Below are 22,042 nucleotides of genomic sequence, written 5' to 3'. Positions count from 1 at the left end.
TCGTCGCAAACAAAAAGCCCGGCAATGCCGGGCTTTTTTATGTCGGGTTGCCGGGCAAATCTGAAGTTGCCTTCAGTTGGCGCGGTAGCTCACCAGCTCCATCGTCAGATCACCGCCGTCGTGCTGCGACAATTTCACCGGCAGCAGGTAGCGGGCCGGTACATACCACGCGCTGAAACCGCGTTCGGCGTCGGTGCGGTCGATCCGCTCGGCGTTGAAACTGCCGGCCGGAACCTTGACGGCTTCCTTGCCGGTCACCTTGAAGCTCTGCGTCTGCACCTGCTGGCGCACGGCGACCGGCAGGGTGATCTGCTGCTTGCCGTCGCGCAGTGCCAGGCCAAGTGCCAGTGACGTGGTATTGCGCTCGACCATGCCGGGGCTGGCCGGATAGGTCTGCGGACCCTTGCCTTCGTCGAGGGTCACCTGATTGCTGGCCCAATCCACGGTCATGTGCCGCTGCTTGTTCTTGATGCCGGTCTGCAACTGGTAGTCGTAGCGGATCGCTTCGGGTGCATCACCTTTCCAGCGGAAGCGCGAGGCCTCGGTGAGGCTGGCGCCGAGCATCGCCGCCAGTCCGCCGGTGCTCTTGACGTCCTTGCTGTAGACCCATTCGCCGTTGCCGGCGTTGCGCAGGGTGACGGTGGCGACGCCCATCGGCTCGCCGCCTTGCGACACGTTATAGGTGGCGGTGAAGGCGCCGGGCGCAGCGGCGAGGGTGGCCTGGGTGCCGAGCAGCAGGCCGAGGCCGATCAGGGGAGCAAGCAGGGTTCGGATAGTCATGCGCCGAGTCTGCCGGCGCCGGGCTGAACCGGGGATCACTCTGCCGGCTGCAGGCCTTCATCGCCGAGTACCAGCGGCTTGTGCAAAAGCTGTCCGTCGAATCGCACCGCGTGGCCATCCCATTGCAGGCGTCGATTGGCCAACAAACCCAGCACGGCCGGCAGCAGCCGATGTTCCAGCGGCAACAGTCGTAGCGCGAGTTTGTGTTCATCGTCGCCAGCAGCGATCGCGAGGCGCGCCTGTGCGATCACCGGGCCGCCGTCCAGTTCGGCGGTGACGAAGTGCACGCTGGCGCCGTGCTCATGGTCGCCCGCTTCCAGCGCGCGACGATGGGTATGCAGGCCGCGGTATTTCGGCAGCAGCGACGGATGGATATTGATCATCCGGCCAACCCACGGCGTCAGCGCCTCACCATCGAGGATGCGCATGAAGCCGGCCAGCACCAGCCACTCGGCGCCGCTGGCACTGATGCGGGCGAACAGGTCCAGATCGAACGCGCGCCGATCCGGATAACTGCGCGGATCGAGCGCCAGCGTGGGGATATTGGCCGCTTCGGCCAGTCGCAGTGCGCCGGCGCTGGCCTTGTCGCTGCCGACCAGCACGAACTCGACCGGCAGTTCGCCACGCTCACGCGCTTCGAGCAGCGCGGCAAGATTGCTGCCGCGCCCGGAGGCGAGCACGGCGACGCGTGGCAGTGGCGTAGTCATCGAAGGCGTTGCGGAGTCGTGGTCAGCCGATATGCACGCGTTCGTCGCCTTGCGCCGGCACGATCTCGCCGACCACCGAACTGGCCAGGCCGTGTTTCGCCAGCAGCGCCGAAGCAGCGCTGACGGCATCGCGCGGCAGGATCACGGTGAAGCCGACGCCGCAGTTGAACGTCCGCCACATTTCCTCGCGCGCCACGTTGCCTTCGCGCATCAGCCAGTCGAACACCGGTGGCAGCACGATGGTGCTGGCATCCAGTGCGATGCCGAGACCGTCTGGCACCACGCGGATGATGTTCTCTTTCAAGCCGCCACCGGTGATGTGGGCCATGCCGTGCACGGACTCACTTTTCAGCAACTCCAGCATCGACTTCACGTAGATCGTCGTCGGCGCCATCAATGCGTCGGCCAGCTTTACGCCACCGAGATCGAGATCGAGAGGATTGCCGGCGCGCTCGAGAATTTTGCGGACCAGCGAATAACCGTTCGAGTGCGGGCCGGACGAAGCCACACCAAGGACCACGTCGCCGGCGACGATGCCGTCGCCGCTGAGCATCTGCGACTTCTCCACCGCACCGACGGTGAAGCCGGCCAGGTCGTATTCGCCCGGCGGATACATGTCCGGCATCTCGGCGGTCTCGCCGCCGATCAGCGCGCAGCCGGCCAGTTCGCAGCCTTTCGCGATGCCGCCGACCACGGCCACCGCGGTATCCACATCGAGCTTGCCGGTGGCGAAGTAGTCGAGGAAGAACAGCGGCTCGGCGCCCTGCACCAGCACGTCGTTGACGCACATGCCGACCAGGTCGATGCCGATGGTGTCGTGACGGTTGAGGATCTGCGCCAGCTTCAGCTTGGTGCCGACGCCGTCGGTGCCGGATACCAGCACCGGTTCCTTGTAGCGGCCGGACAGGTCGAACAGGCCGCCGAAGCCGCCCAGTCCGCCCATCACTTCCGGGCGGATCGTGCGCTTGACCAGCGGCTTGATGCGTTCGACCAGCGCATTGCCAGCGTCGATGTCAACGCCGGCGGCGCGGTAGGTGAGGGCGTCAGACATGGCGAAGAACCGGCGTGGATGAAACGCGCAAGTTTAGCAGCTTGTGGCGTCGTTGCCGGTCGCCGAATGCTGGTTTGGTGACGGCTCCGATGGACGCTGGAGGCGCGATTGGGCAGACTTCCAGAAGCTTTCCTCCGAAGATGCCCACCCCCATGCGCCTGTCCCGCCTGCTCATCGTCGTCCTGTTGCTGGGTTTTGCCGCACTGTCGCCGCTGCATGCACAGAGTTCGGGCTCGCCGTATTCGGTCGTCGTGCCGGTGGCCGACACCAGCGACGCGCAACGCGATCAGGCGTTCGCTACCGCGCTCGGGCAGGTGCTGACGCGGATTGCCGGTGGCCAGGATCTGCGCAGCAACGCCGGTTATGCCGATGCGCTCGGCAAAGCCAGCTCGATCGTGAAGAAATTCCAGTACCAGCGCGCCGCCACCGGCATGATCCTGAATGTGGACTTCGATCCGGGTTCGGTGCGCCGGCTGGTGTCGAAGCTTGGCGTGACCAGCGCGGGTATCAAGCCGCCGGTCCTGCTGCTGGTGCAGGGCAGTGATGGCCACTTGTTGAATCAGGCGGCACTGGCCGGCCTGGCCACGGCAGCGGCCGCGCGCGGTACCAACGTGGTGTATCCCGATGCCGCCGGTGCGCCCGATACGGCAAAGGTCGCCAGCGCCGATCCGGCCGCACTGGCAACGATCAACCAGCAGTACCACACCGGCCTGGTCCTGCTCGGCAAGCTGCACGACGGTGGCGCCGACTGGACGCTGATTTCCGGTGGCCAGCCGCAGCATTGGAGCAGCCAGGGCGCGACCCGGGACGTGTTGCTCGGCGATGCCGGCAACAGCATGGTCGATCACATCGGCAAGCAGCTCAATGTGATCGGCGCCGGCCCCAGCGAAGGCAAGCTGTGGGTCAGCGGGCTGGCTTCGGCGACGGATTACGCGAACCTGCTGGCTACCCTGCAGGCCGACCCCTCGATCAAGCAGGTCACGACGCTGGGCGCGGAGAACGATGCCGTGCTGCTGCACGTCAAGGCGTCCGTGCCGATGAGCGGACTGGCCGCAAATCTCGCTGCCGGTGGCCGCCTGCTGTTGCAGGGTGAGCCGCATGCCGGTGCCGACGCGAACCTGCGTTGGCTGCCGGGGCATTGAACATGAATCAGGACAGTTCGCGCCGCTGGCAGCTGTTCGCCATCGCGGCGGTCATCGTCTACCTGATCTGGCTGCTGGCGCCGGTGCTGATGCCGTTTGCGGTCGCCGCCATGCTGGCCTATCTGGGTGATCCGCTGGCGGACCGGCTGGAGCGGCTCGGGCTGAACCGCAGTTGGGCAGCCACCATCGTTTTCGCGGTGCTGCTGGTCGTGGTGATCGGCGTGTTGCTGCTGCTGATCCCGCTGATCGCACGCCAGGTCGAGAACCTGGTCGAGAACCTGCCGCGCTACGGCGAGTGGGCGCAGAACGTGGCGTGGCCGTGGCTGCAGGCGCGCCTGCATCTGGACCCGCACACGTTCGACAGTGACCGCCTGCTGGCCGCGATCAAGGCACATATCGGCTCGATCGGCGATGTCGCCACGACGGTGCTGGGCAAGGTCTCGCGCTCCGGGCTGGGCGTCGTCATGTGGATGACCAACCTGGTGCTGATCCCGGTGGTGGCGTTCTACCTGCTGCGCGACTGGGACCGCCTGGTCGCCACCATCGACCGCATGCTGCCGCGCTCGATCCAGCCGACCGTCGCGCATCTGGCGCGCGAGTCCGACAAGATCCTCGGTGCCTTCGTGCGCGGCCAATTGCTGGTGATGCTGGCGCTGGGCGTGTTCTACGGTGTTGGTTTGGGGCTGGTCGGACTGTCGGTCGGCTTGCTGATCGGCTTGGTCGCCGGCCTGCTCAGCTTCGTGCCGTACCTGGGTTTCATCATCGGCTTCGTCGCGGCAATCATCGCCGCGCTGGTGCAATACGGGGACTGGACCCACGTGCTGCTGGTCTGCGGCGTGTTCATGGTCGGCCAGCTGCTGGAAGGCTATGTACTGGTGCCCAAGCTGGTCGGCGACAAGATCGGCCTGCATCCGGTGGCGGTGATCTTCGCGGTGCTGGCCGGCGGTTACCTGTTCGGCTTCCTCGGCGTGTTGCTGGCGTTGCCGGCGGCGTCGGTGATCATGGTGCTGCTGCGCTATCTGCTCGAACGCTACCGGTTGAGCGAGCTGTATACCGAAGAGGGGCCGGACGATCCGGTGATCGCCGAAGTGGATGCCACCGTGCGTCAGGATGGCGAGGTCGAGACCGACACCATCGTCAAGCCATCGCAGGACGAACGGGCCGAACCATGATCCCGCAGCTGCCGCTGGCGCTGCGCTGGCCGCGTCGCCAGCGCTTTGAACATTTCCACGCTGGCGCCAATGCGGTCGCGTTGGCCGCGGTGCAGGCGCTCGCGCTGGAGCCCGCTGCGCCGTGGATCTACCTGCACGGCGCCAGCGGCAGCGGTCGCAGTCATCTGCTGATGGCGGCCTGCCAGGCGGCCAGCGCCGCCGGCCGGCGCGTGCAGTATCTGCCGCTGGCGACGCTGGGCGATCATGTGGCTGCCCTGCGTGGCGTCGCCGGCAGCGAACTGCTGGCGCTGGACGATCTCGGCGCCATCGCCGGCAACCGCGAAGCAGAGCATGCGCTGTTCGACCTGTACAACCGTGCCCGCGCCGAAGGCAGCGCACTGCTATTCGCCGCCGATGCCACGCCAGCCCAGCTCGGTATCGAACTGCCCGACCTGCGTTCCCGTCTCGGCGCCTGCACCCAGTTCGCGCTCAAGCCGCTCGACGACGACGAACGCCGCGCCGTACTGAAAGCGCAGGCCGCCTCGCGCGGCATCGAACTGGACGACAACGTGCTGGACTGGCTGTTCGCCCGTTATGCACGCGACCTCGGCGCGTTGCTTGATCTGCTCGACCGGCTGGATGTGGCGTCGCTCGCCGCGCAGCGGCGAATCACGGTGCCGTTCTTGCGTGGCTTCCTGCGCGAAACGGGCGAAGCCTCTCCCTGAAACAGTGAAGGCGCCCAAGGGCGCCTTCACTGTTTCAATCGAACAAACCGCTCAAGCCTTGAGCAACACCGGCGTCGCCTGCTGCCCGATCGCATCGACCATCGCCTTGGCCACGTTGAGGTTGCCGGCGATGATGTTGCCGCTTTCGGGGATGCCGTCGCGGCCGGCGAAGTCGCAGTAGCGGCCACCGGCCTCGTGCACCAGCAGCACGCCGGCAGCCATGTCCCACGGCTTCAGGCCGATCTCGAAGTAGCCGTCGTAGCGGCCGGCGGCGACGTAGGCCAGGTCGAGTGCGGCGGAGCCGGAGCGGCGGATGTCTTCGGCCTGGCCGAGGATGGCGCGGGTCATGTCGAGTTGCGGCACCAGGTGCTCGCGCTGGCGGAACGGGAAGCCGGTGGCGATCATCGCGCCGCCGAGGTTCTCGCGCTTGGAGACGCGCATGCGGCGGTCGTTGAGATAGGCGCCGTCGCCCTTGCTGGCTGTGTACAGCTCGTCGCGCAGCGGGTCGAACACCACGGCGTGGATCGGCACACCCTTCTCCAGCAGCGCGATAGACACGCTGAAGTGCGGGATGCCGCGCAGGTAGTTGTGGGTGCCATCGAGCGGGTCGATCACCCAGGTCAGCGGGCCCTTGCCGGTCGCGCCGCTTTCCTCGGCGAGGATGGCGTGGTCGGGGTAGGCGCGGCGCAATTCCTTGATGATCTCCGCCTCGGCCAGCTTGTCGACTTCGGAGACGAAATCGAGCTGCTGCTTCTCGACGATGTTGAGGCCGTCGATGCGGTTCATGTAGCGCAGGATCACATTGCCTGCAGAACGCGCGGCGCGCGCCGCGATCGTGACGTGTGGTCTGGCCATGGTTTCGACTTTGGAAGAGAGCGGGTTTGCGGTCGGCGATTCTAGCAGAGCTGGGGCCGGACCGGGCCGCAGCTGCCCCGTGTCCATTATCCTTGTCAGCTACTTACCGCCAAGCCATGCACCAGATGACCGATCTATACGACCTCACCGCCCGCATCCGCTACGTGCTGGTACGTACCTCGCATCCGGGCAATATCGGCAGTGCGGCACGGGCGATCCGCACGATGGGTTTCACCCGGCTGGAACTGGTGACGCCGCACCGCTTTCCCGATCCGGAGGCCAGTGCGCTGGCCGCTGGCGCGGACGAGGTGCTGGCCAAGGCCGGCATCCACGCTGACCTGGTCGACAGCCTGACGGGGACCAGCCTGGCATTGGGCTTGTCGGCGCGCCGGCGCGGAGTGAACCTGCCGGAGATTCCCCCCCGCGAGGCCGCGCAACAGGTACTGGCCGCGGCGGCTCGCGGCGAACAGGTGGCGCTGGTGTTCGGCAACGAGCGCACCGGACTGGAGAACGATGAGCTGGCGCGCTGCCATGCGATGGTGCGGATTCCCAGCGTGGACGATTTCAGTTCACTCAACCTGTCACAGGCCGTGCAGGTGATGGCCTATGAGCTGCGCGTGGCGATGCTCGGCGACGCACCCGCGCCGTTGCCGCCAGCGCACGACGAGCCGCCAGCCGATGCGGCGCAGATGGAGCAGTTCTACCGGCATCTGGCGCAGACGCTGGACGAGATCGAGTTCCACAAGGGGCGCGAGCCGACCACGATCATGTTGCGCCTGCGCAAGCTGTTCCAGCGTGCGCAGCCGGATGAGCGCGAGTTGCGGGTGTTGCACGGCATTCTGGCTGACGCGCAGCGGATGGCGGGGTTGGCGAAGAACAAGTAACCAGATTTTCTCCCTCCCCTGCGATGCAGGGGAGGGACAGTTGCGCTACTGCTCGTCGTCCGAGAGTTCCAGCGACGGTGCGGGCGTGACCAGCAGCTTGTCGATGCGGGCACCATCGAGGTCGACCACCTCGAAGCGGATGCCGTGCCAGGCGAACACTTCACCGGTCTGCGGCACATGGCCCAGCGCCGTCATCACCATGCCGGCGGCGGTGCGGTATTCGTGCTCGTCCTCGCCGGGCAATTCGCCGACCTGCAGCAGTTCGCGCAGATCGTCGGTGGACAGGCTGCCGTCGATCAGCCAGCTGCCATCCGCGCGCTGCATGATCGGTGCGTTGTCGTCGGCGCCGTTGTGGCCGATCTGGCTGGCGCCGACTACCGCAGCGAGCAGGTCGTTGACCGTGACCACGCCCTCGATGTCGCCATACTCGTCGACCACCAGCGCCAGCGGCGTTTCGGCGTCGCGGAACTCTTCCAGCAGATCCAGCGCGCGCGCGGTAGCTGGCACGAACAGCGGCTTGGACAGGTGATCGAACAGCTCCAGCTTGCCGTCGGCAAAGCTGTGCAGCAGGCGCTTCACCTCGACCACACCGACCACTTCGCTCTCGTCGCCCCGATACACCGGATAGCGCGAATACGGAGTTGCTCGGAGCACTTCAATGTTCTCTTCACGGGTGGCAGCGGTATCCAGCCAGGCGATGCGCATGCGCGGCGTCATCACGCTGTCCACCGTACGGTCGCCCAGGCGCAGCACGCGGTTGACCATGTTGTGCTCGTCCGGATCGAGCACGCCTTGTTCGGCACTTTCAGCCACCAACAGGCGAATCTCTTCCTCGGTGACTACGCCCTGGCCGTGCTGTTTGACCCGCATCAGCCGCAACAGCAGGTTGCTCGACACATTCAGCAGCCACACGAATGGCAAGGTCAGCCGTGACAGCAGCAGCATCGGGAACGCTGCGTACGACGAGAACCGTTCCGGAGCCGACAGCGCCAACCGCTTTGGCACCAGTTCGCCGATCACGATCTGGATGAACGAAATCAGCACGAAGCCGAGCACGATGCCGAGGATCCGGCTGTACGGAGCCAACCACGCCAGTTGCTCGCCTTGCAGCGCATCGGCGATATGGCCGCCGAGTGCATCGCCGGCGATTGCGCCAGTGATCAGCATCAGCAGGGTGATGCCGACCTGGATGGTGGACAGGAAGTGTTCCGGGGCCTCGGCGTGGCGCAGGGCCAGCGCGGCACCGCGGCTGGTTTTGGCCATTTGTCTGAGACGGCTCTTGCGCGAGGCGACGAGTGCCATCTCCGATAGCGCGAAGAAGGCATTGCACAGGGCCAGCACGAGGACGAGCGCAATTTCGGTCAGCATCGTGGGCTAGATGGGGGAGGGCGCATGGGTACAGTGTAAGGGCTGCGGGGCCAACACTTCACGCCGGGAGTTCCGGGTGTTGATGCAGGGCAGCATGGCAGTCCTGTAACATTCCCGTCACTCTGTTTCCCCTCAGGCGTGGCCCGCATGTTTTCACTGCAGACGATTTTCGGCAAAGGCGACAAGTTCTACGGGCTGCTTGAACAGAGCGCCGCCACCGCCCACGAAAGCGCCAAGGCCCTGCATGAGCTGCTGACCAACCCCGCTGGCGGTTCGGTCATGGCGGCTTTCACCGCCACGCGTGCCCGCGAGAAAGAACTGGCGGCGCAGATCAGCGAGGGACTGGTGAACACGTTCGTCACTGCGCTCGACCGCGAGGACATCGAGGCACTGAACTCGGCGCTGTACAAGATTCCCAAGACCATCGAGAAGTTTGCCGAACGCTACGAGATCGTGGCCGATCGTCTGGTCGGGGTGGATTTCGCCCAACGCGCGCAGGTGCTGCAGCGTTCCAGCGAAGTCGTTGCGGAGATGATCGGCGAGTTGCGTCGCGGCCTGCGCATCGACCCGGTGAAGAAGCTGCAGGATCGCTTGCAGGCGCTGGAGTCGGAAGGCGACCGCATGCTGCTGGCGCCGTATCGCACGCTGTACATCGAAGGTGGTGACGTGATGCGCGCGATGCTGGCGAAAGACCTGTTCGAGCTGATCGAGAAAGCCATCGACAAGTGCCGCGACGTCGGCAACATCGTCTATTCGATCGTGCTGAAGAACTCCTGAGGCCGCCGCCGTGACCTTGCGTATTCTGCATTGCCCCGCCGCGATGCCGACGTTGTCGGGCGTGATGCCAGTACCACGTGACCTCCAGTTGCTGAGCGGAGCTCGCGCATGAGCATCGTCATCGCGGTGGTGGTGATCGCGCTCGTCTTCACCTATATCAACGGCTTCCACGACACCGCCAACTCGATCGCCACGGTGGTGGCGACCAAGGTGCTCACCCCCGGTCAGGCGGTGTTGCTGGCTGCCGGCACCAACCTCATCGGCGCGTTCATGGGCACGGCGGTCGCGGCCACGATCGCGTCGGGGCTGATCAATGTCGGCGTGGTCGAGATGGGCTCGCAGTTGCTGATCTGCGCGCTGCTCGGGGCGATCGTGTGGAACCTGATCACTTGGTGGCTGGGCCTGCCGTCCAGCTCCAGCCATGCGCTGGTCGGTTCGCTGGTGGGCGCGGCGCTGGCGGCTTCGGACAACAATTTCGCCTCGGTGATCTGGATCGAGGACAGCTGGCTGAAGGGCCATGGCGTGATTCCCAAGGTGATCATCCCGATGGTGATGTCGCCGGCGGCTGGTTTCGTCATCAGCTTCCTCCTGATGGGCGGCTTGTACGCGCTGCTGGCCTGGTTCGCGAATCGGCACGGCTGGTTGCGCCGGTTCGGGCGCACGCCGTTCGTCAACTCCTTCTTCGGCAAGGCGCAGATCGTTTCGGCCAGCGCGATGGGCGTGGCGCACGGCATGAACGACGCGCAGAAGAGCATGGGCATCATCGCGCTGGCATTGGCCGGCGCCACCGCCGCGCATCAGTTCGACCAGCTACCGGCGTGGCTGGATTTCCTGCGCATCGACGAGAATCCGGCTGGTGGCTTCGCCATTCCCGTGTGGGTGAAAGTGGTGTCCGCGCTGACCATGGCTGCCGGCACTGCCGGTGGCGGCTGGCGCATCATCAAGACGCTCGGCCACAAGATGGTCAAGCTGCATCCGATCAACGGTTTTGCCGCCGAGACCAGTTCCGCGCTGGTGATCCTCACCGCTTCGGCGTTCGGCATCCCGGTGTCGACCACCCACAACGTGTCCGCCTCGATCATGGGCGTGGGCGCGGCCAAGCGTTTCAATGCGATCCGCTGGTCGGTGGTCGAACGGATGGTGTGGGCGTGGATCCTGACCCTGCCGATCACCGCGTTGCTGGCCTACGGGTTGGTGATGCTGGTCAAGATGGTGTCCTGATTCGGCTCAGAGCGCGTCACCACCGCTGGCGATGATCTGTTCCAGCTGGTCGCCCAACGTGCCCAGCTCGCGCACCACGCGCTGCAGTTCGGCAGTGTCGAGATATTCGTAGGGGCGGTTCTCGCACAGATGCAGGTACGGTGAACCGTCCAGATCGGCCACCGCCAGAAAGCCGGTGCGCTGCTGCCAATTGAAGCGCAGGCAGCGGTTGGGATCGGTGCCGGCGAGCGGACCGATCGGAGTGGAGATGCGCAGGTAACGGCGGCCCGCTTCGTCCTCGAGTTCGGCCAGATAGATGCCCTGATGGCGCTCATGCGCCAGTTCCAGATCGAAACTGATCAGATACGGATCGTTGTGGCGCAGCTCGTGCTGGCTGCCGATATGGGAACGCACGGCTTCGAAGTGGCGCATGGTGCGACTTCCTTGGCTGGCGAAAAGCACTGCTACTCTGACACGACTCCGTGTCCAAGTCGCGCCTGCCATGAACGATCCCGCCACCCGTATTTACGTTGCCATCGCCGCGATTCCGCCCGGTCGCGTGGCCAGTTATGGCGCCATTGCCGCCCGCGCGGGCCTGCCGGGACGGGCGCGACTGGTCGGCCGGCTGCTCGGCGAAGTGCCCGATGGCATGGAACTGCCGTGGTATCGCGTGCTGCGTTCCAGCGGCCACATCGCGATGCCGCCGGGCAGTTGTGGTTTTCGCGAGCAATCCCGGCTGCTGCGGGCCGAAGGCGTCGAGGTGAAGAATGGCCGCGTGCCACTGTCGCGATTCGGCCTGGACGGTGATCTCGACCACGCTTTGTGGGGCATGCCGGACGCCTGAATGGCGGCGGCTCTGACGATACGCCACAGGCTTTGCCGTCGGGTCGGCTGGCCCGGTTTGGTAGCATGTGGCCGATGAATGCCTCTGCCCTCGACCTGCTCCAAAGCGTTTTCGGTTATTCCAGTTTCCGCGGCCAGCAACAGGCCGTCGTCGAGCATCTGAGCGAAGGTGGTGACGCGCTGGTGCTGATGCCGACGGGCGGCGGCAAATCCTTGTGCTATCAGATCCCCGCGCTGCTGCGCCAGGGCACCGGCATCGTGGTGTCGCCGCTGATCGCGCTGATGCAGGACCAGGTCGACGCGCTGCGCGAGGCCGGCGTGGCCGCCGCGTATCTCAACTCCAGTCTCGGTGCGGACGAACAGCGCGAGGTCGAGCGGCAGTTGCTGGCCGGCGAACTGAACCTGCTCTACGTGGCGCCGGAGCGGTTGCTGACCCAGCGCTTCCTCGGTCAGCTCGAGCGCACCGAAGTGGCATTGTTCGCGATCGACGAAGCGCATTGCGTATCGCAGTGGGGTCACGATTTCCGTCCGGAATACCGCGAGCTGGCGATCTTGCATCAGCGCTTCCCCGCGGTGCCGCGGATCGCGCTCACCGCCACCGCCGACCCGCGCACGCGCGAGGAGATCGTCGAGCGTCTGTCGTTGCAGGACGCGCGCCAGTTCGTGTCGAGTTTCGACCGACCGAACATCGGCTACCGGGTCGGCCTGCGCCACAACGCGAAGCGTCAGCTCACCGAATTCCTGCAGGGACATCAGGGCGAGTCCGGCATCGTGTACTGCCTCAGTCGCAAGAAGGTGGGCGACACCGCCGAATGGCTGGCTGAAATGGGTGTCGAGGCGTTGCCGTATCACGCCGGCCTCGACGCGCCGACGCGCGCGAAAAACCAGAAGCGTTTCCTGCGTGAGGACGGCGTGGTGATGGTCGCCACGGTCGCGTTCGGCATGGGCATCGACAAGCCCGACGTGCGCTTCGTGGCGCACCTGGACCTGCCGCGCAGCATCGAGGGCTACTACCAGGAAACCGGTCGCGCCGGCCGCGACAGCCTGCCGGCTGAGGCGTGGATGATCTACGGCCTGTCCGACGTGGTGACGATGAGTCAGATGATCGCGCAGTCGGAGTCTGCCGACGAGCGCAAGCGGGTCGAGCGGCAGAAGCTGGAGTCGCTGCTGGCCTATGCCGAGGCCACCGATTGCCGTCGCCAGCTGCTGCTCGGCACGTTCGGTGAGACCTATCCCGGCCCCTGCGGCCATTGCGACAACTGCATCGCTCCACCGAAGACGTGGGACGCCACCGTGCCGGCGCAGAAGGCGCTGTCGGCGGTGTATCGCACCGGCCAGCGTTTCGGCTCCGGCCACGTGATCGACGTGTTGCGCGGCGAGGAAACCGAGCGTGTGCTCAGCCTCGACCATCATCGTCTCAGCACGTTCGGCATCGGTGCCGAGATGGACGAGAAGCAGTGGCGCTCGGTGTTTCGCCAATTGCTCGCTGCCGGCCTGCTCGAAGCGGATGTCGAAGGCTACGGCACGCTGCGGCTGACCGCCGCCAGTCGCGCCGTGCTCAGCGGCGGCAAGCCGGTGAAGCTGCGCGAGGATGCGCGGCCAGAGCGTGGCAGCCGGCGCCGCCGCGACAGTAAATTGGTGACCGGCGGCAGCCTCGGCATCGAAGCCTACGAGCAGTCGATGTGGGACGAACTGCGCGCGCTGCGCACGCAGCTGGCCAAGCAGCAGGGCGTGCCGCCGTACGTGGTGTTCCACGACGCCACCTTGCTGGCGATGCTGCGTGCGCTGCCGGCGAACGAGGACGAGCTGGCCACCATCAGCGGTGTCGGCGAGGCCAAGCTGAAGCGTTACGGCCGCGATTTTCTGGCAGTCATCAACGCGCAGGAATAAGCGCCTGTTCAAAGTTCCCGTGGCGCTTGCGCTGGCCATGGATCGCCCTTACAACTGAAGGATCTTGCACGTGCAGGCCAGCGTCGGACGACGGCGGCGCACACCTCTGCATGTCGCGCGGCTGTCACGTCGTGCGGTTTCCATCGTTGCACTGAAAGGATCGCGCATGCACGACGCCCCACTCATCGCCACCCTCGTCAGCGGCATCGTGCTGGCCTTCGTGTTTGCTGCGCTGGCGCACAAACTGAGGCTGCCGCCACTGGCCGGTTATCTGATGGCCGGTGTGGTGGTCGGGCCGTTCACGCCGGGCTACGTCGCCGACGGGCATCTGGCGCATCAGCTGGCCGAGGTGGGCGTGGTGCTGCTGATGTTCGGTGTCGGCCTGCACTTTTCGTTGAAGGATCTGCTGTCGGTCAAGAACATCGCGATCCCCGGCGCGCTCGGCCAGATGGCGGTCGCCACCGTGCTCGGCATGCTGCTGGGCTGGGCGCTGGGCTGGCCGTTTGCGCAGGGCTTTGTGTTCGGTCTGGCGCTGTCGGTGGCCAGCACGGTGGTGCTGTTGCGGGCGATGGAAGAGCACCGCCTGATGGAAACCGAACGCGGCCGCATCGCGGTCGGCTGGCTGATCGTCGAGGACCTGGCGATGGTGTTGGCGCTGGTGCTGCTGCCGGCGATCGGGCTGGCGCTGGGTAGTGGCACGCAAGGTGGCGCCGCGTTGTCGTTCGGCGCGATCGCCGGCACGGTCGCGTTCACTATCGGCAAGGTGGCGCTGTTCGTGGCGCTGATGCTGGTGGTCGGCAAGCGGCTGATCCCGTGGATTCTCAAGGTCGTCGCATATACCGGTTCGCGCGAACTGTTTCGTCTGGCCGTGCTGGCGATCGCGCTGGGTGTGGCGTTTGGGGCGGCCGGTCTGTTCGGGGTGTCGTTCGAACTGGGTGCGTTCTTCGCCGGCATGATGATGGGCGAGTCGAAGCTGGCTCAGCGCGCCACCGAGGAAACGTTGCCGCTGCGCGATGCGTTCGCGGTGCTGTTCTTCGTCTCGATCGGCATGTTGTTCAACTATCAGGTGGTGCTGACCCAGCCATGGGTGGTGCTGGCGGCGCTGCTGATCGTGGTGCTCGGCAAGTCGTTGGCCGCGTTCGGCATCGTGCTGGTGTCCGGACGTCCGTTGCGCACCGCGCTGACGATCGCCACCAGCCTGGCGCAGATCGGCGAATTCTCGTTCATCCTGATCGGCGTGGGCGTGGTGCAGAACCTGGTCTCGAAAGAGGCGCAGGACGTGCTGCTGGCCGCCGCGATCCTGTCGATCCTGCTCAATCCGCTGCTGTTCAAGCTGCTCGATCGCGCGAAGCCATGGCTGGATGCGCGCGAGGCACGGCAACGTGGTCATGACGCCGCCACGATCATCGCAACGCCCCCCGAAATTTTGATCACCAGCACGCTGAGCGCACATGTGGTGGTGGCCGGCTACGGTCGTGTGGGGCGGCTGATCGGCGAGGCGTTGCACGATCAGGGTCAGGCGGTGCTTGTACTGGAAGAGGAAAAGGAGCGTGTCGCGATGCTGCATCAGCACGGCATCGCGACGATCGTCGGCAACGCGGCGCGGGACGATGTGCTGGAAGCGGCCAATCTCGCCCACGCGCGCGCTTTGGTGGTGACCGTGCCCGATGCGTTCGAGAGCGGCGAGGTGGTGCGAGTGGCGCGGCTGGCCAATCCGCGGTTGCAGATCATCGCGCGCGCCGACTCCGCGGCCAGCGAGGCGCACCTGCAGCAGCAGGGTGCCGACCTGGTGGTACTGGCACAGTCCGAACTGGCGCGCGGCATGCTCGAACATCTGCGTGCGGGGCAGGCCGGTCAGACGGTCACGCCGGACGCGGCCTGATCCACGCCGTCCCATCCGGCTGCATACGTATTCAGCCGGACATGGCCAAGGCCGCAGTGCAGACTCGGCGTACATCTTTATGCCATGACGTTGGGGAGACGCGATGAGCACAGTGCACGCGACAGATGGATCGGACCAGCATGCCACCACGCGGGTGGTGTTGATCTCGGCCGCAGCGGCGCTGGGTGGCTTCCTGTTCGGTTTCGATACGGCGGTGATCAACGGCGCAGTCGATGCGATCCGTGGCGCCTTTACGCTGGATGCCACACAGACCGGTTTCGCGGTGTCGTGCGCCTTGCTCGGTTCGGCGCTGGGCGCCTGGTATGCCGGCATGCTGGCCAACCGCTGGGGTCGCGTGCGCACCATGCAGGTGGCCGCGGTGCTGCTGGTCGCCAGTGCGCTGGGCTCGGGACTGGCCGGTGCCGTGTGGCAACTGATTCTGTGGCGACTGGTCGGCGGCATCGGCGTCGGCGTGGCCTCGGTGATCGCACCGACCTATATCGCCGAAGTGTCGCCCGCATACATTCGTGGCCGACTCGGCTCGATGCAGCAGCTGGCGATCGTGCTTGGCATCTTCGCCGCGCTGCTCAGTGATGCGTGGCTGGCCGGTGCGGCCGGCGGTTCGTCGCTGCCGTCGTGGCTGGGGCTGGCCGCGTGGCGCTGGATGTTCCTGGCGGCGGTGCTGCCCGCGCTGGTCTACGGCACCCTGGTGCTGGGCGTGCCGGAGTCACCGCGCTATCTGGTGGCCAAGGGCCGTCTGGCCGAAGCCAAGGTGGTGCTGCGCAGTGTGCTGAACCTGCACGACGAAGCCGCGCTGGACAGCAAACTGCACGACATCGAGGACAGCCTGCGTTCCGAGCATCAGCCGCGCCTCAGCGATCTGCTCGGCAAGGCTGCCGGCCTGTTGCCGGTGGTGTGGATCGGCATCCTGCTGTCGGTGTTCCAGCAGTTCGTCGGCATCAACGTGATCTTCTATTACTCGTCGACCCTGTGGCATTCGGTCGGCTTCAGCGAGGCCGACTCGTTCACGATCACGGTGGCTACCTCGATCGTCAACGTGCTGGTGACGCTGGTGGCGATCGCCCTGGTCGACCGGATCGGCCGCAAGCCCTTGCTGGTGATCGGTTCGGCCGGCATGGCGATCACCCTGGGGTTGATGGCGTGGTGCTTCTCGCAGGCGACGGGCAGCGGTGCCACGCTCAGCCTGCCCGGTGCCACCGGCATCGTCGCGCTGATTGCCGCGAATGCCTATGTGGTGTTTTTCGGGGTGAGCTGGGGTCCGGTGGTGTGGGTGCTGCTGGGCGAGATGTTCCCGAACCGGATCCGCGCCACCGCGCTGGCGGTGGCCGCGGCGGCGCAGTGGCTGGCGAACTTCGCGATCACCAGCAGCTTCCCGGCGCTGGCCGAGATCGGGCTTACCTTCGCCTACGGGCTGTACGCCGGCTTTGCGCTGCTGTCGCTGCTGTTCGTGCTGTACGCGGTGCGTGAGACCAAGGGGATCGAGCTGGAGGACATGCAAGCCTGAGGGCTTCAAAGCCAGATCGTCAGACGGTCGGCGGTCTCCGCAGCCGGCTTGTGGCTGCCACCGGAGCGGTGGGCGGCAGGCTGCGCGCAAAGCAGCTAGGATTCGGATCAGCCCACGGCGCTTCACGGTCGGTTGGGCGGATTCCGGATCAGGCTGCAGATGAAGGGAAAGTCCACCTCGATCGACATCGCCCACTTGGCCGGGGTTTCCCAGGCCACCGTGTCGCGTGCGCTGCGTGGCAGTCCGCTGGTCAATGAGGAAACCCGCCGGCGCATCGAGGCCGCGGCCGAACAGCTCAACTACAAACTCGACAAGAACGCCTCCAACCTGCGTCGGATGCATACCGGCACGCTGGCGCTGCTGTTCTTCGAAGACCCCACCGCCGACGAGTCGCACATCAACCCGTTCTTCCTGTCGATGCTCGGCTCGATCACCCGTGCCTGCGCGCTGCAGGGCTACGACCTGCTGATCTCGTTCCAGCAGTTCTCGCGCGACTGGCACGCCGATTTTGCCGACAGCAAGAAAGCCGATGGCCTGATCCTGCTCGGCTACGGCGACTATCTGGCTTATACCGACAAGCTGGAAAAACTGGTCGCCCAGGGCACCCGTTTCGTGCGCTGGGGCGCGGTGTTGCCGGACCAGCCGGGCGTCTCGATCGGCAGCGACAACTTCCGCGGCGGCCAGGTTGTGGCCGAACACCTTCTGGAGCGCGGCTGCCGCCGCATCGCCTTCCTCGGCGACGCCTCCAGCCACTACCCGGAATTCTTCGGACGCTATCGCGGCTATGCCGATGCCCTGCAGCAGGCTGGTGTGGAGGTCGACCCGGCGCTGCAGGAAAATGCCGAGAGCACCGAACGCTCCGGCTATGAAGCGATGCGCAACCTGATCACCCGCGAGGCCGGTTTCGATGCGGTATTCGCCGCCAGCGACCTGATCGCGATCGGCGCCATGCGTGCGCTCAGCGATCACGGCCTGCGCGTGCCGCAGGATGTGGCGCTGGCCGGCTTCGACGACATTGCCATGGCCAGCTTCGTCAACCCGCCGCTGACCACCGTATTGCAGGACACCAAGCAGGCCGGTGAAGTGCTCGTCGACAGCCTGCTCGCCTTGATCCGCGGCGAGCCGGCTGACAGCGAGGTGTTGCCGGTGAAGCTGATGGTGCGGCGGTCGAGCCTGCGCTGAGCTGCGGGGTTGACGCGGCCTGGTAGTGCCATCGGCAAGCCGCCATTGTGGCGCGCCTGCGCGATCACTTACCCTGCACCGCGCATTCCCAAATGACAGGAACGAGCACGCCATGGGACGTACCCCGTCAGAGATGGAGTTTCATCAGGTGTTCGAGCGCATCACCGATGCCTATGTGGCATTGGATTGTGAGTGGCGCTACACCTTTCTGAACGCGAAAGCCTGCGAATTTTTCGGGCGCCGCGCCGAGGAACTGATCGGCCGGCACATCTGGACGGAATTTCCGGAGGGCGTCGACCAGCCATTCCAGCGTGCCTACGAGCAGGCGATGGCCGAACAGCGGATGATCCAGATCGAGGCGTTCTACCCTCCGTACAACCGCTGGTTCGAGAACCGTATCTATCCGTCGCTGAACGGTCTGACCATTTATTTCCGCGACATCACCGAGCGCAAGCAGGCCGAGCAGATGCTGCAACAGCAGCAGCGGATGCTCGATCAAGCGCAGCAGGTGGCACACCTCGGCAGTTGGGAGTGGGACATCGCCAGCAATCGGGTGACCTGGTCGACGGAGCTGTACCGCATCTATGGCGTGACACCGGAGCAGTATGCGGCCACGTTCGAGGCCTATCTCGCCCTGGTGCATCCGCTGGATCGCGCACGGGTGCAGCAAGTCATCGAGCTGGCGGCCAACAATCACCAGCCGTTCGAGTTCGAGGAATGCATTGTTCGCACGGACGGCTCCGAGCGCAGCTTGCTGAGCCGTGGTGCCGTGGATGTCGATGAGACCGGTCGTGCTGTCCGCATGCTGGGTGCCTGTCAGGACATCACCGAGCGCAAGAGAACGGAGCAGATGGCGGCCGGCCAGCACGAGATTCTGGTGGGAATCGCCGCACACCGGCCACTGGCTGAAAGTCTGGAGCGCATCGCGCGCCTGCACGAGGTGCTGAACCCCGGTGCGCTCTGCTCGTTGCTGCTGCTGGACGACGATGGGCGGCACGTATTGCACGGTGCTGCGCCGAGCCTGCCGGAAACCTACAACCAATCCATTCATGGACTGGAAGTCGGCGAGGCATGCGGCTCATGCGGTACCGCGGCGTGGCGTGGCGAGCGCGTCGTGGTGGCCGACATCGCCAGTCACCCGTACTGGGAGAACTACAAGGCGCCAGCGCTGGCCCACGGACTGAGGGCTTGCTGGTCGACACCTGTGCCTGGCAGCCACGGCCAGGTTCTGGGTACGTTTGCCGTGTATTACCGCGAGCCGCGCGAGCCACGCCTGGAGGAACTGCAGAGCATCGATCGCATGTTGCCGATCACCGGCATCGCCATCGAGAGCGCCCGGCTGGTCGGGCGGCTGCGCGAGCGCAACCGCTTCTTCGAGATGTCGCTGGAGATCTTCTGCATTCTCGATCCGCAGAGCGAGCGGATCGTCCAGTTCAATCCGGCGTTGTCGCACGCCACCGGCTACAGCGCCGACGAGCTGATGTCGAGGAACTACCGGGAATTCCTGCGGCCGGAAGTTGGTTCGGACAGCGCGGACCCGATGCTGACGTTGAGCGGGTCGGGGCCGCAGGTCCATGAGTTCGTCAATCGCTGCGTCTACAAGGATGGTAGCGAGCACTGGTTGGAGTGGGTGTCGTTTGCCGCGCCGGACGGCATGCTCTATGCCGTGGCGCGCGACATCACCGAACGTCGTCGCGCCGAGGCGGAGCTGGCCTACGCCTCCAGCCACGACGCGGTCACCGGACTGCCTCATCACCTGGTGATCGAGCAGGTCCTCGCTGCGATGCTGCAGGATAGGGCGGCGTCAGTCTGGGTAATGATTGTCGGGCCGGATCGTTTCCAGGTGGTCAATGAATCCGTGGGGCACGCGACCGGCGATGACGTGCTGAAACGGCTGGCCAGCCGGTTGCAGGCGGCGCTGGGACGGCAGGGCCAGGTCGCGCGTTTTGCCGGCGACAAATTCGTCGTCGCGATTCGCGGCATGTCTCGGCAAAGCGTGCTTGAACTGGCCGAACGATTGCGTGCAGCGGTGGCCGAGCCCATCGAGGGTGACGACTACCGGCTGCTGCTGACCGCCAGTGTCGGCATCAGCCACTCGCCCGATCATGGCGATACGCCGAAGAGTCTGCTGCGCAGTGCCGAGGCCGCGATGACCCGAGCCAAGCGCGATGGCCGCGACCGCGTTTCCGAATTTTCCATCGAGCAGATGCGCGCACTCGAAGAGCGGCTGGTGCTGGGCACTCATCTGCGCGATGCGATTCGCGACAACGAGCTGGAGCTTTACTACCAACCACAGCATCGGGCGCACGATCACGCCTTGACCGGGTTCGAGGCGCTGCTGCGCTGGAACAGTCATGAACTCGGTCTGGTATCGCCAGGCCGCTTCATACCTGTGGCCGAGGCGCTTGGATTGATGCCCGAGATCGGTGAATGGGTGCTTGATACCGCGTGCAGACAGGTGCGCACATGGCTGGATCGCGGCCATCGCGATTTCTGCGTGGCAGTGAACGTCTCGGCGCAACAGCTTTTGCGTCCAGGCCTGGTCGATACGGTGGCTGCGGCATTGCAGCGGCAAGCCGTGCCGCCGGCAATGCTGGACATCGAAATGACCGAGAGCTCGTTGATGGAAAACGTCGAGTGGATTCGTCGCACCCTGACCGGGCTCAAGGCACTCGGTACCCTGCTGTCATTGGACGACTTCGGTACCGGCTATTCCAGCCTGGCCTACCTTAAGCAGTTTCCCATCGACAAGCTGAAGATCGACCAGAGTTTTGTGCGTGGTCTGCCGACGGACGCCGATGACGCCGCGATCGCCCAGGCCATCATCACGCTCGGCCATCAACTGCACATGACGGTGGCCGCCGAGGGCGTGGAGACGCAGGCGCAGACAGATTTTCTGGCAGAGATGGGCTGTGACGAACTGCAGGGCAATCATCTCGGCCCTGCGCTGCCGGTGCGGGAGGCAGAGGCGTTCTTCAGCGCGTTGCCGAAGGCGCGCCCCTGAGTCGAGCGCGTCGTCAGCACATCGGCCTGATGCTGAAGTTAGACCGCCTCAGCCTCTGACACGACGCCACAGGTTAATGCTGAAACACAGCAAGCCAACGAAGAAAGCAAGCGCTCCTACGGGTACCAGGGCAGGCACATTGTGACCCGTCAGCATGGACGCCAGGCCAAGCATGAAGATGGGAAGTCCCAGGTTGTGCAGCCAAAAATGTGCCTTGGCGAGTCGGGTGTCGCTTGCGGCTGGGTATAAGCGATAGATGACGCCAGCCATTGCCAACGAAAGCCAACCAGCCAACAGGATGTGGGCATGAACCGGTGCCAGTATGAAGTTCTGGGTGGCCCCCATATACAGGCCGAGAGTGGCGCCCAAGACCAGATACAGCGCCGCGATCCAGATCAGTCGATGTGCCATGAGTTTTCCCCTTTTTGAATGCGCTTGCCTAAAGGCACCAGCATGCACGCGATCACGCAGCTCGATTGCAGTCTGATCGCTGATGCTCTCAACGCCAGACCGCGAAAGAGGTTGAACTACCAAACACCCCAGGAGTGCTTCGATGAAGACTGATCAACCGTGCAGTTCAAACTTGATGCTACGACTCATCGCCCCATGCGTCATCGTCCTCAACCCACTCAAGAAGCAGTTCAGCTCTTGATGACAGCAGTGGAGCAAGCTCCTCGTCGCTCTCGCCCAAACCGATGACAAAGGTTGGATGCGTTTCGCCACGTGCCATGAACGCTGCCTTCTCTTGCCAAAGTGATGCGATGGCTTTGATTGCTTCGCGTGGGTTGCTGGCGTCCGCTGCTGAAACGTAGTCGCAAGGGCAGTCGCCACAGATAGCCCACCAACCGACAGTCGCTGGCGTTTTGACACTGCCGACGCGCCAGACAGAAACATACGGTGATGCGGACCAGGCAGGCGCTTCTGGGACGCCGCCGTGGCTCACACCTTCTTGCATGAGGTAATCGAGCACGTCATTGCGTTGCTCAGCGAACCACCGAGCTTCAACTTCGGGATCGGCGTAGGGATCGTCGCGATCTTCCATAGATGAGTGCTAACGCTTAGTAGATTTCATAACG

Annotated in this window: 20 protein-coding genes; 12 read left to right on the top strand and 8 right to left on the bottom strand. The window is 65.1% G+C overall.

Translation table 11 applies throughout. The features are described from left to right. Nucleotides 1-72: 72 nt before the first annotated feature. From IE071_RS14635 to purM, 3 genes are read right to left on the bottom strand one after another with little or no spacing between them, the layout of a single operon-like run. Nucleotides 73-780 (bottom strand): DUF3108 domain-containing protein, encoded by a 708-nt coding sequence (locus IE071_RS14635; protein WP_189442235.1) that lies wholly within the window; start codon nt 778-780, stop codon nt 73-75. Between the two features lie 35 nt (nt 781-815). Then, nucleotides 816-1,487, bottom strand: coding sequence for a phosphoribosylglycinamide formyltransferase (gene purN, locus IE071_RS14630; RefSeq protein WP_189442233.1), 672 nt, complete (start codon nt 1,485-1,487; stop codon nt 816-818). 22 nt (nt 1,488-1,509) lie between these two features. Then, entirely contained in the window at nt 1,510-2,538 is a 1,029-nt protein-coding gene (gene purM / locus IE071_RS14625; protein ID WP_189442231.1) for a phosphoribosylformylglycinamidine cyclo-ligase, read from the bottom strand. A gap of 152 nt (nt 2,539-2,690) precedes the next feature. Here purM and IE071_RS14620 point away from each other — a divergent pair, with 152 nt between their 5' ends. The 3 genes from IE071_RS14620 to hda are packed head-to-tail and all read left to right on the top strand — an operon-like array spanning nt 2,691 to nt 5,556. Further along, the gene (locus IE071_RS14620) at nt 2,691-3,680 is read left to right on the top strand and encodes a DUF2066 domain-containing protein (RefSeq protein WP_189442229.1); all 990 of its coding nucleotides are present in this window, start codon (nt 2,691-2,693) and stop codon (nt 3,678-3,680) included. A gap of 2 nt (nt 3,681-3,682) precedes the next feature. Continuing rightward, nucleotides 3,683-4,852: an AI-2E family transporter gene (locus IE071_RS14615; RefSeq protein WP_425503470.1), complete on the top strand. Its 1,170-nt coding sequence runs from the start codon at nt 3,683-3,685 to the stop codon at nt 4,850-4,852. Further along, on the top strand, nt 4,849-5,556 hold the full coding sequence (gene hda, locus IE071_RS14610; protein WP_189442225.1) for a DnaA regulatory inactivator Hda: 708 nt from the start codon (nt 4,849-4,851) through the stop codon (nt 5,554-5,556). Before IE071_RS14615 ends, hda begins: the two co-directional genes overlap by 4 nt. Before the next feature lie 51 nt (nt 5,557-5,607). Here hda and IE071_RS14605 read toward each other — a convergent pair whose 3' ends face one another. Next, nucleotides 5,608-6,411: an inositol monophosphatase family protein gene (locus tag IE071_RS14605; protein WP_189442223.1), complete on the bottom strand. Its 804-nt coding sequence runs from the start codon at nt 6,409-6,411 to the stop codon at nt 5,608-5,610. Nucleotides 6,412-6,536: 125 nt separating this feature from the next. Between IE071_RS14605 and IE071_RS14600 the strand changes: the two genes are divergently transcribed. Next, nucleotides 6,537-7,295, top strand: coding sequence for an RNA methyltransferase (locus IE071_RS14600; protein WP_189442221.1), 759 nt, complete (start codon nt 6,537-6,539; stop codon nt 7,293-7,295). Between the two features lie 45 nt (nt 7,296-7,340). Here IE071_RS14600 and IE071_RS14595 read toward each other — a convergent pair whose 3' ends face one another. Continuing rightward, on the bottom strand, nt 7,341-8,663 hold the full coding sequence (locus IE071_RS14595) for a hemolysin family protein (protein WP_189442219.1): 1,323 nt from the start codon (nt 8,661-8,663) through the stop codon (nt 7,341-7,343). Nucleotides 8,664-8,810: 147 nt separating this feature from the next. On the opposite strand from IE071_RS14595, the gene IE071_RS14590 reads away from it, so the two are divergent. Together IE071_RS14590 and IE071_RS14585 are read left to right on the top strand one after the other, a co-directional pair. Then, on the top strand, nt 8,811-9,440 hold the full coding sequence (locus tag IE071_RS14590) for a DUF47 domain-containing protein (protein ID WP_189442218.1): 630 nt from the start codon (nt 8,811-8,813) through the stop codon (nt 9,438-9,440). Nucleotides 9,441-9,548: 108 nt separating this feature from the next. Next, complete coding sequence (locus IE071_RS14585) at nt 9,549-10,661, top strand: inorganic phosphate transporter (RefSeq protein ID WP_189442216.1); 1,113 nt, start codon at nt 9,549-9,551, stop codon at nt 10,659-10,661. 6 nt (nt 10,662-10,667) lie between these two features. On the opposite strand, the gene IE071_RS14580 is transcribed toward IE071_RS14585, so the two are convergent. Next, nucleotides 10,668-11,072: a hypothetical protein gene (locus tag IE071_RS14580; RefSeq protein WP_189442214.1), complete on the bottom strand. Its 405-nt coding sequence runs from the start codon at nt 11,070-11,072 to the stop codon at nt 10,668-10,670. Between the two features lie 70 nt (nt 11,073-11,142). Here IE071_RS14580 and IE071_RS14575 point away from each other — a divergent pair, with 70 nt between their 5' ends. The 6 genes from IE071_RS14575 to IE071_RS14550 all read left to right on the top strand — a co-directional run bounded on the left by IE071_RS14575 (nt 11,143) and on the right by IE071_RS14550 (nt 20,966). Further along, nucleotides 11,143-11,484 (top strand): MGMT family protein, encoded by a 342-nt coding sequence (locus IE071_RS14575; protein ID WP_189442211.1) that lies wholly within the window; start codon nt 11,143-11,145, stop codon nt 11,482-11,484. A 74-nt stretch (nt 11,485-11,558) separates the two neighbouring features. Further along, nucleotides 11,559-13,373, top strand: coding sequence for a DNA helicase RecQ (gene recQ, locus IE071_RS14570; protein ID WP_189442209.1), 1,815 nt, complete (start codon nt 11,559-11,561; stop codon nt 13,371-13,373). A 166-nt stretch (nt 13,374-13,539) separates the two neighbouring features. Beyond that, the gene (locus tag IE071_RS14565; RefSeq protein WP_189442207.1) at nt 13,540-15,255 is read left to right on the top strand and encodes a cation:proton antiporter domain-containing protein; all 1,716 of its coding nucleotides are present in this window, start codon (nt 13,540-13,542) and stop codon (nt 15,253-15,255) included. 103 nt (nt 15,256-15,358) lie between these two features. Further along, the gene (locus tag IE071_RS14560; protein WP_189442205.1) at nt 15,359-16,780 is read left to right on the top strand and encodes a sugar porter family MFS transporter; all 1,422 of its coding nucleotides are present in this window, start codon (nt 15,359-15,361) and stop codon (nt 16,778-16,780) included. A 153-nt stretch (nt 16,781-16,933) separates the two neighbouring features. Continuing rightward, the gene (locus IE071_RS14555; protein ID WP_229792930.1) at nt 16,934-17,962 is read left to right on the top strand and encodes a LacI family DNA-binding transcriptional regulator; all 1,029 of its coding nucleotides are present in this window, start codon (nt 16,934-16,936) and stop codon (nt 17,960-17,962) included. Nucleotides 17,963-18,074: 112 nt separating this feature from the next. Continuing rightward, complete coding sequence (locus IE071_RS14550) at nt 18,075-20,966, top strand: sensor domain-containing protein (RefSeq protein WP_189442202.1); 2,892 nt, start codon at nt 18,075-18,077, stop codon at nt 20,964-20,966. Nucleotides 20,967-21,014: 48 nt separating this feature from the next. Here IE071_RS14550 and IE071_RS14545 read toward each other — a convergent pair whose 3' ends face one another. Beyond that, nucleotides 21,015-21,377 (bottom strand): cytochrome-c oxidase, encoded by a 363-nt coding sequence (locus IE071_RS14545; RefSeq protein ID WP_189442200.1) that lies wholly within the window; start codon nt 21,375-21,377, stop codon nt 21,015-21,017. Nucleotides 21,378-21,555: 178 nt separating this feature from the next. Continuing rightward, nucleotides 21,556-22,008 carry a DUF4826 family protein gene (locus IE071_RS14540; RefSeq protein ID WP_189442198.1) on the bottom strand — a complete coding sequence of 151 codons (453 nt, stop codon included), beginning with the start codon at nt 22,006-22,008 and terminating at the stop codon, nt 21,556-21,558. Nucleotides 22,009-22,042 lie beyond the last annotated feature (34 nt).

The sequence above is a fragment of the Rhodanobacter panaciterrae genome (genome assembly GCF_014651895.1).
In the GTDB taxonomy this organism is placed as follows: domain Bacteria; phylum Pseudomonadota; class Gammaproteobacteria; order Xanthomonadales; family Rhodanobacteraceae; genus Rhodanobacter; species Rhodanobacter panaciterrae.
This window is presented reverse-complemented; position numbering and strand designations above follow the sequence as displayed.

What these genes read in the sequence shown, in the direction of transcription:
- IE071_RS14560 (WP_189442205.1), top strand. Translation starts at nt 15,359, where the DNA reads ATGAGCACAGTGCACGCGACAGATGGATCGGACCAGCATGCCACCACG.
- IE071_RS14585 (WP_189442216.1), top strand. Translation starts at nt 9,549, where the DNA reads ATGAGCATCGTCATCGCGGTGGTGGTGATCGCGCTCGTCTTCACCTAT.
- recQ (WP_189442209.1), top strand. Translation starts at nt 11,559, where the DNA reads ATGAATGCCTCTGCCCTCGACCTGCTCCAAAGCGTTTTCGGTTATTCC.
- IE071_RS14550 (WP_189442202.1), top strand. Translation starts at nt 18,075, where the DNA reads ATGGGACGTACCCCGTCAGAGATGGAGTTTCATCAGGTGTTCGAGCGC.
- IE071_RS14540 (WP_189442198.1), bottom strand. Translation starts at nt 22,008, where the DNA reads ATGGAAGATCGCGACGATCCCTACGCCGATCCCGAAGTTGAAGCTCGG.
- IE071_RS14615 (WP_425503470.1), top strand. Translation starts at nt 3,683, where the DNA reads ATGAATCAGGACAGTTCGCGCCGCTGGCAGCTGTTCGCCATCGCGGCG.
- purM (WP_189442231.1), bottom strand. Translation starts at nt 2,538, where the DNA reads ATGTCTGACGCCCTCACCTACCGCGCCGCCGGCGTTGACATCGACGCT.
- IE071_RS14590 (WP_189442218.1), top strand. Translation starts at nt 8,811, where the DNA reads ATGTTTTCACTGCAGACGATTTTCGGCAAAGGCGACAAGTTCTACGGG.
- IE071_RS14565 (WP_189442207.1), top strand. Translation starts at nt 13,540, where the DNA reads ATGCACGACGCCCCACTCATCGCCACCCTCGTCAGCGGCATCGTGCTG.
- hda (WP_189442225.1), top strand. Translation starts at nt 4,849, where the DNA reads ATGATCCCGCAGCTGCCGCTGGCGCTGCGCTGGCCGCGTCGCCAGCGC.
- IE071_RS14595 (WP_189442219.1), bottom strand. Translation starts at nt 8,663, where the DNA reads ATGCTGACCGAAATTGCGCTCGTCCTCGTGCTGGCCCTGTGCAATGCC.
- IE071_RS14575 (WP_189442211.1), top strand. Translation starts at nt 11,143, where the DNA reads ATGAACGATCCCGCCACCCGTATTTACGTTGCCATCGCCGCGATTCCG.
- IE071_RS14620 (WP_189442229.1), top strand. Translation starts at nt 2,691, where the DNA reads ATGCGCCTGTCCCGCCTGCTCATCGTCGTCCTGTTGCTGGGTTTTGCC.
- IE071_RS14545 (WP_189442200.1), bottom strand. Translation starts at nt 21,377, where the DNA reads ATGGCACATCGACTGATCTGGATCGCGGCGCTGTATCTGGTCTTGGGC.
- IE071_RS14635 (WP_189442235.1), bottom strand. Translation starts at nt 780, where the DNA reads ATGACTATCCGAACCCTGCTTGCTCCCCTGATCGGCCTCGGCCTGCTG.
- IE071_RS14605 (WP_189442223.1), bottom strand. Translation starts at nt 6,411, where the DNA reads ATGGCCAGACCACACGTCACGATCGCGGCGCGCGCCGCGCGTTCTGCA.
- purN (WP_189442233.1), bottom strand. Translation starts at nt 1,487, where the DNA reads ATGACTACGCCACTGCCACGCGTCGCCGTGCTCGCCTCCGGGCGCGGC.
- IE071_RS14580 (WP_189442214.1), bottom strand. Translation starts at nt 11,072, where the DNA reads ATGCGCCACTTCGAAGCCGTGCGTTCCCATATCGGCAGCCAGCACGAG.
- IE071_RS14600 (WP_189442221.1), top strand. Translation starts at nt 6,537, where the DNA reads ATGACCGATCTATACGACCTCACCGCCCGCATCCGCTACGTGCTGGTA.